The sequence below is a fragment of the bacterium genome (assembly GCA_035703895.1).
GTDB lineage: Bacteria > Sysuimicrobiota > Sysuimicrobiia > Sysuimicrobiales > Segetimicrobiaceae > Segetimicrobium.
Window position 1 is genome coordinate 1 of sequence record DASSXJ010000157.1, and the last position, 7,612, is coordinate 7,612.

Consider the following 7,612-nt stretch of genomic DNA (forward strand, 5'->3'; position numbering starts at 1 on the left):
GGCAAGCGCCAGTTGGACGGTGGAAAACGACACCGCCCGCGCAACCACGAGGAGCGCCACGCTTGCGACCGTGGTGAGGAAGATGTACGGCACGATGTTCGAACGGAAGACGTGTTTCGGCTGGTTTTGACCGAGCAGAAAGAAGACGATCGGCGGCCCGCTCAGGCTGGTGCTCGTGGAGAGGAACCCGCTGAGCACCCCAGCAGCGATGGTCTGCCACAGGGCGGTGGTGACCGCGGGACGGAATCCGGTGAACATCACGACCGCGAAGACCGCGGTGAGCCCGGCGATCAACACCTTGAGCAGGCCCGGGTGCCCCCACAGCAGCACAGCCAGCCCACCGGGCATGCCGGCGAGGCTGCCGACGAACAGCCGCCCAACAAGCCTCCAATCGGTCCCCTGCCGGATTTCGGGACGGGCCGCCAGGATACCGCTCACCAGGACGCCGAGGATCAGGGTCGTTTCGACGACGGTGTCCGCGGGATAGACAAAGGTCAGCAAGGGCGCAGCGAGCAGGTTAAAGCCAAACCCCGTGACGGCGGCCGTGGCCGCGGCGCCGAGCGTGACCAGCGCGGCGTAGATCAGGACGAGCCGCGTCGCGAAGATCCCGCGACGGCGGTGTGCGCGGTCAGCGCCTCAACCGCGGCGCCCACCGATCCCACCAGTGTATCAATCTCGGGGTCGGTGACGACGAGCGGCGGCGCCACCATGATCGGGTTGTCCACAAACGCGAGGACTTCGCGGGTGCGCAGGTCGCGCTCGAGGCGGTCGAGGTCTCGCGTCCTGAGCCGGAGGGGCGCCCGAGTGGTCCGGTCCTCCACCAGCTCGATCGCGACCATCAGGCCCAGCCCGCGCACTTCGCCGACGATCGGGCACGGCTCCAGCGCCCGCCGGAGACCCTCCAGGAGGCGCGCACCTCCTCGCGCCGCACGAGCACGAAGGTCTTCGGCGGCGATGATCTGAAGGCAGGTCAGGGCGGCCGCGCACGCCGCCGGGTGGCCGCTGAACGTGAACCCGTGCGGGATAAGCCGCCGTTCGAGGCGGGAGGCCACGTGGCGGCGCATCGCCACCGCGCCGAGGGTCTGGTATCCTCCTGTCATGCCTTTGCCGAGGACCATCAGGTCGGGCACGACGCCCCAGTGATCGCAGGCAAACCACCGCCCGGTCCGCCCAAACGCCGTGACCACCTCATCTGCCACGAGCAACGCCCCATACCGATCGCAGAGCGCTCGAAGGTTCGGCCAGTAGTCGTCCGGCGGCACGAGGACGCCGCCGGGACCCGGAACAGGCTCCGCGATCACCGCGGCGACCTGGTCGGCCCCAACGGCCAGGATCGCCTCCTCCACGGCATCCACGCACTCGCGCGTGCACACGGGACCGTGCGCGCAGAACCGGCACCGATACCGAAACGGCGCCGGGACGAAGCGGATACCGGAGACCCGTGTCCCCATGCCGCGGAGGAGCCCCCGGTCGGGATCGCTCAGCGAGGCTCCCGCAAACGTGCTGCCGTGGGCAGAATACTCCCGGCTGATGACGATCCGGCGCCGGCGGCGGCCGCTTGCGGCGTGATAGAGACGCGCGATCTTGAAAGCGGTGTCGACGGCTTCCGATCCGGTCGGGACGAGCATGACGGTACTGAAATCGCCGGGCAGGATCTCGGTGAGCCTCGCCGCGAGATCCAGCGCGGCCGGCGACGCGGCGTCGGTCAACGGGGCGAAGGCGAGCCGACGGAGGGACTCGGAGACCGCGCCGACCACGTCCGCGCGGCCGTAGCCGACCGTGACCGCCCACAGCCCCGACCGGGCGTCGAGGTAGGAACGCCCACGGTCATCCCAGACCCGGCTGCCCTCTCCCCGAACGAGCAGCAGCGGGCCGCCCTTCCGATGGAGTACCGTCTGGACCTGGCCTTGAAACCAGAGCGGAGCGGAAGACGTCACGAGACCCTCACGCCCTGGCCTTCGAGCGCACCTCTCACAAGCCCTCTGACCAGAGGCGTTTGGGGCCGCGGCGAGGGCTCGGTGTCTCCGCGAACTGGTCGTCTATGGCGGATCGATCATCGATGCGCGAAGACTCCAGGGTTGCGATGGCCGTCGTTGTCTGAGACCATCTGGTATCCTGCACGGGACACGGCGCCACCCTCGACCGGCGAGGCGAGCCATCGCTCCAGCAGGCGGATACACCGGTAGACATCCTCGACGCCGTCCAGATGGTACCGCGCGGCGGTCGGGGAGACGCGGGGTCCGACCTTGACCGTCACCGCGGGATCCGCGAGCGTCTCAAACACGTCTTCGTCCGTCCTATCGTCTCCCGCATAGACGACGCGCGCGCGCCGGGGCCAATCCTCCCCGTACAACCGTGTCAGGATCCAGCGCACCGCGGCGCCCTTGTCCCAGGAGACGTCGGGGCGAATCTCGAGGACGTGCTTCCCCGGACGCAGGACCAGCGTGCCCGAGGGAACCCGGGCGACCTCCTCGTGAACGGCGATGCGCACGCCTTCGGTGAACCGGTGAGGGGTCTGGCGGTAGTGGACCGCGGCGGTGAGGCCCTTGTCTTCGACCCAGGCGCCGGGGATCCCCCGCAGGCGCTGCTGCAGCCGCCGGCTGCACGCGGCGATGATCTCGCGCGCCTGATCCGCTTCGGGGTGGGTCCACGTCCACCCCGGCCCGGCGATCTCGAGGCCGTGGTTCCCCGCGTAAACGATCCCGTCGAGGCCGACACGAAGACGAATGTCACCGAGCGCGCGCCCGCTCACGATGCCGATCGCTGCTCGGGGATTGAGGGCGATCTGCGCGAGGGCGGTCCTCACGTCGCCGGGAAGCGCCACGGCATCAGGAGTATCGGCGAACCCCGCGAGGGTCCCGTCGAAATCGGCCAGCAGGGCGATCGGGTCCTCACCCACGATCCGGGCCCGGACCTCCTCGACGGCGTCGAACAACCGCCTGGGGGCGACGCGACCGGCGATCAGATGCGCCGCCGCTTGAAGATGCTGCGCGACCCAGTGGAAAATATCGTGTTCGGCAAGATAGGTGCGAAGGTGCTCCATGCGCCGGCGCCGCTCCTCGAGCGGCACCGCGAGCCCCCTGGGAATCGCATCGGCGCAGCCATCGAGATCGTAAGGATTGATGGGGATGGCCCACGACAGCTCGTCTCGAGCGCCGGTCAGTTCGCTGAGCAGCAAGGCGCCCCGGCCGTCGACCTGGCAGGCGATGAACTCCTTGGCCACAAGATTCATGCCGTCCTGGAGGGAGCTGACGATACAGAGGTCGGCCATGCGATAGAGTGCCGCCATGCCGGCCGGGGGAAGGGGGGCCGGCAGCGAGATGACCGGCTGCCAGTCGGGTGTCCCGTATGCCTGGTTGAGGCGCTCGACCGTGTGCTCGACCTGCGCCTGCAGATCCCGATAGGCTTTGATCCGGGTCCGGCTCGGCGCGGTCTTCTGGATGAACACGATGCGCGACCGATACTCCGGATGCCGCTTGAAGAACAGGTCGATCGCCTGGAGCCGTTCCGGAATCCCCTTCGTGTAGTCGAGGCGGTCGACGCTCACCACGACGGAGCGACCGTCCAATCGAAGCCGCCGCCGCAGCCGGGCCATCCAGCGCTCGCAGCGGGTCGATCGCGCCGTCTCCTCCAACCCGGCGACGTCGATGCTGATGGGGAAGGCCTCCACCTCGATCATCCGTCCGTCGTATTCGACGACCCCGTCGTCGACATGCGCCCCGAGCTCACGCTCGACGCACTCCAGGAAATGCTCGACGTGGCGGGGATGCTGAAACGCGACCAGGTCGTTGGCGAGCAGGCCGTCGAGCAGTTCCGCCCGTTGCGGGCAGATCCGAAACACGTCCCACGCGGGCCAGGGGATGTGCCAGAACTGCATGAGAAACAGCTCCGGACGCAGCCGCCGAATCTCGCGCGGGCAGAGGGCCAGATGATAGTCATGGATCCAGACCACGGCGTCGGCGGCCGCCTCGGCCTGCACCGCCTCGGCGAACCGGTGATTGGCCGCTTTGTACGACGCCCAGTATCGGGCGCGGAACCGCGCCTGCTCCATCGCCATGTGGCAGAGCGGCCACAGCGCTTGGTTGGCGTACCCATAGTAGGATCCCTCGATCTCGGCGCGGGAGAGAGCGATGCGCTTGAGCGTGTACCGCGGCGCGTCTGGAGGAACACCGACCCGAGCCTGGGAATCCGTGACGTCAAAATCCGCCTCGCCATCCCCCCAGGCAATCCAGGTCCCCCCGATCTCCTGCATCACCGGATCGAGCGCAGCCACCAACCCGCCGACGGGCCGGATGACCTCAGGGCCGGTTGGGCCCTTCTTGTGGACGTAGGGCTCCCGGTTGCTCACGATGATCAGTTGCCGTCCCGGCAGCGTCTCGCGCATTCGCTGCAAGACATCACGGGTCACCATCCGGCCAGCACCTCCCATGAGCGTGAACCCGGAAAGAAAATCGCCCGGAGAAGGTCTCCGGGCGATTCCCGGGCCACCCTCTCTCTCGTTCGCCTACGGGGTTAGCTGACGGGCTCGGGTCGAGAGCTACCTTACTCGCGAAGTTCGCGAGATCCGCCCCACTGCTCTGGATCCCCCGCTCCCTGCGCCGCAGAGATTCGGCAGACCGTTCAGGGCATGCCTCAGATATTTCGTTACCTATGGTTTTACCCGGGCGCGCGCATTCCCAAACCACGCCCTGCGATCGCGATGCCGGCGGTGAATTTCGGGGGCGAATTTCGGGTATGATCTCTACGTGGCGGCACGATCACCAGGGAGTAGCGAGATGCGCTATGTCGTGGCAGCACTGATCGTCGCGCTCGTCCCGCTGCAGAGTCTCGCGCAGACCGCGACCGCCGGTCCGGCCGTCACCGCCCCTTCCGTCACCCCACCCCCCGTGTCCTTTGGGATCGACCTCGATCCACGTGGAGACCCGGCCGCCCCTTCCCGCGGGAGCATCAAATGGGTGAGGATCTCGGCGGATTGGAGCGCGCTCGAGCCTACGCGGGGGACGTTTGCGTGGACGGCCCTGGATAGCCTGATGCGCCGGACCGCGGAGACAGGGGTCCGGATCGTCCTGGTGCTGATGAACACCCCCAAGTGGGCCGCGCTGGACCAAGACGTGCCCGAAGCGGTGTGGAGACACCAACCGCCTCGAAACATCGCGGGCTGGCAGCGATTCGTCGGGGCCGCGGCGACACGATACCGCGGGCGCGTCTTCGCCTGGCAAGTGGAACCGCTCGTCGACTTCGCCGCGTTTCGTGGAACCTTCCGCGACTACGTGGCGATGCTGCACGCTGCCAGGCTCGCAATCCGTCAAGGAGATCCGCAGGCCCTGGTCGTCGCCGCCTCCTCTCCGGGGCTGGATCTGTCCTATGTCAAAGCGCTCTTCGGCCCGCCGGCCGATGACTTCGATGCGCTGATCCTCTCCCCCCGCGGGCGGACGCCTGAGGAGCTGCTCGAGGCGCTCACCGTCATTCGCGGCCGCATCGCGGTGGACACCCACCACCAGATATGGGTCGGCGATTCCGACGCCCAAGGGCCGGCGGCTCCTCCCGACGATGCGATCGGGGACCAGATGGTGCGTTTGGCTGCGGCCGGCATCGCCGGGGGCGTGGCGATGCAATTCTGGTCCGGCCGGCAAACGTCTCCCCGGTGGGCGCCGGTGCGCGAGACGATCATCCGGATGCTGGAAGGCACGCGGCGGGTCGGATGGTTACCGCGAGGGGCGGCGGTCTATGCCTTCGTCGCGACCGGGGGCGCCGTGCCGGTCGCGGTGATGTGGACGACCGGCGAGGATCAAGCCGTCCCGGTGGCCGCAGACGGACCGCTCAAGATCACAACCGTCGCCGGCGAGACCTCCGCCCCGGTCTCGCGCGACGGCAAACTGACAATCCCGGTAGGAAAATCACCCGTGTTCGTGCAGGGGTTGGCTGCGGCGGCGCTCGATGAAGCCGGCCGGGCCGTGCAGCAAGGTCCGTTCCAAATTCCGCGCGATCCCGCGCACGATTTCTCGCGTGCCGAGAGCGTCTCCGTCACGCTGGGGCCCGTGAACTCCGAACGCGGACTCTACAACCAACGATTCCGCTCCCTACCGGCGGGCGCGGTGGTGTCGCTCACGGTGGACGGCGTGGATGCCGTCCGGACCAACCCCGCCAAAGACGCGGTCTATGTGTATCTCGACGTGGATCACTCGTTCGCGTACTTTGTCGACGGCCGCGAAGACCTGCTCATCACTGTGGAGGTCCACCGAGCCAAGGCCCCCCAACAGGTGGGGTTTAACATCTTGTACGACTCAATGACCGGGTATCGGTTCACCCCCTGGCAGTGGATCGAGCCCGGAACGGGATGGGCAAAGTACGCGATCCGGCTGACGGATGCGGCGTTCAGCAGCGCCTGGGGCTGGGACCTGGCGATCAACGGGGCCGGCGACAAGAAAGAGCCCCTGGTCATCCGGTCGATCATCGTGGAGAAGGTCCGGCGACCCGGCCCCTGAATGCGTAGCGTAATGCCTCCTACCCTGCCGCCGCCTGAGCTCACCATCACCAGGCAGCAGGCCAGGCGCTTTCTGCTTGCCCATCACCGCCTACTGCCGCCGCGCAAGCTGCGCGGCAAGCAGGGCGTGCTGGACTACGTGCGCCATGTCCATTGCATTCAAAACGACCCCATCAATGTTGTGGGGCAGAATCCGCATTTGGTGTTGCAATCACGGGTGAAGGGATACAAGCCGGCTATCCTGGATGAGGCACTCTACACGGACCGAAAGCTCATCGATGGGTATGACAAACAGATGTCCATTTATCCCGTGGAAGATTGGCCGTATCTCGGCATCTACCGCGAGGATATGGGCGACAGTTATGCCCGTCACAAAAGCACGGTGAAAGCTGCCAAGTTGATGAAATGGGTCAAACAGGAGGTTGAAACCCGCGGCCCGCTTTCTTCGCTGGACTTGGAAGACGAAACGCGCATGGAATGGTGGTTGAGCGGCACCACACGTGCCGTGCGCATCGCGTTGGATATTCTGTTCATCTCAGGCGATATCGTTGTTCATCACCGCGTCGGCACCCGGCGGTATTTCGAGCTAAGTACGCGCGTGCTGCCGCCCAAGCTGCTCAAAGTCCGCCCTCCCCACACGTCGCAGGAAGATTATTTGGAATGGCACGTGTTGCGTCGCTCAGGCGGCGTTGGCCTCGTTCATCCGAACGTCAACAGTAAATGGGGCGGAATTAGAGGCTGGCGCGGCGGCCAGGTCCGGGGCGCTCTGACGCGCCTATTCAAGAAAGGAAAGCTGGTGCGTGTGGCGATCGAGGGCCTGCCGCGCGAGGCATTCTATGTTCGCCGCGGCGACCTGCCCGCGCTGGGGGCCGCTGGGAGGGGCAGCAATACGCCTGTTGGCTCAGCCTTTATTGCGCCGCTGGATAACCTGATGTGGGACAGCAATCTGATCGAAATGGTTTTCGATTTCTTCTACACCTGGGAGGTCTACAAGCCGGCTTCCAAGAGAACGTGGGGCTATTACGTGTTGCCCGTACTGGTTGGTGACCGCCTGGTGGCGCGCGTCGACCCGGCCTTCGACAAGAAGGCAAAGCTCTTCAGCATTCAAAACTGGTGGTGGGAAAAGGG

The 7,612-nt window shown here is 66.6% G+C and carries 5 protein-coding genes and 1 riboswitch; of the genes, 2 read left to right on the plus strand and 3 right to left on the minus strand.

All coding sequences use genetic code 11. The features are described 5' to 3' along the window. The 3 genes from VFP86_10885 to VFP86_10895 form a co-directional block, all read right to left on the minus strand. A partial coding sequence (locus VFP86_10885) for a sulfite exporter TauE/SafE family protein (protein HET9000142.1) occupies positions 1-606 on the minus strand: 606 nt, incomplete at its 3' end. Then, positions 582-1,937 carry an aminotransferase class III-fold pyridoxal phosphate-dependent enzyme gene (locus VFP86_10890; protein HET9000143.1) on the minus strand — a complete coding sequence of 452 codons (1,356 nt, stop codon included), beginning with the start codon at positions 1,935-1,937 and terminating at the stop codon, positions 582-584. The genes VFP86_10890 and VFP86_10885, both read right to left, overlap by 25 nt. Positions 1,938-2,053: 116 nt before the next feature. Next, entirely contained in the window at positions 2,054-4,411 is a 2,358-nt protein-coding gene (locus VFP86_10895) for a bifunctional alpha,alpha-trehalose-phosphate synthase (UDP-forming)/trehalose-phosphatase (GenBank protein ID HET9000144.1), read from the minus strand. Between the two features lie 75 nt (positions 4,412-4,486). After that, a riboswitch (cyclic di-AMP (ydaO/yuaA leader) is annotated at positions 4,487-4,624 on the minus strand. A 151-nt stretch (positions 4,625-4,775) separates the two neighbouring features. Here VFP86_10895 and VFP86_10900 point away from each other — a divergent pair. Then, on the plus strand, positions 4,776-6,485 hold the full coding sequence (locus VFP86_10900; protein HET9000145.1) for a beta-galactosidase: 1,710 nt from the start codon (positions 4,776-4,778) through the stop codon (positions 6,483-6,485). A gap of 12 nt (positions 6,486-6,497) precedes the next feature. Continuing rightward, a partial coding sequence (locus VFP86_10905; GenBank protein ID HET9000146.1) for a crosslink repair DNA glycosylase YcaQ family protein occupies positions 6,498-7,612 on the plus strand: 1,115 nt, incomplete at its 3' end.

Excerpts from the sequence above, each read along its gene's own strand:
- VFP86_10900 (HET9000145.1), top strand. The coding sequence starts at position 4,776 with ATGCGCTATGTCGTGGCAGCACTGATCGTCGCGCTCGTCCCGCTGCAG.
- VFP86_10895 (HET9000144.1), bottom strand. The coding sequence starts at position 4,411 with ATGGTGACCCGTGATGTCTTGCAGCGAATGCGCGAGACGCTGCCGGGA.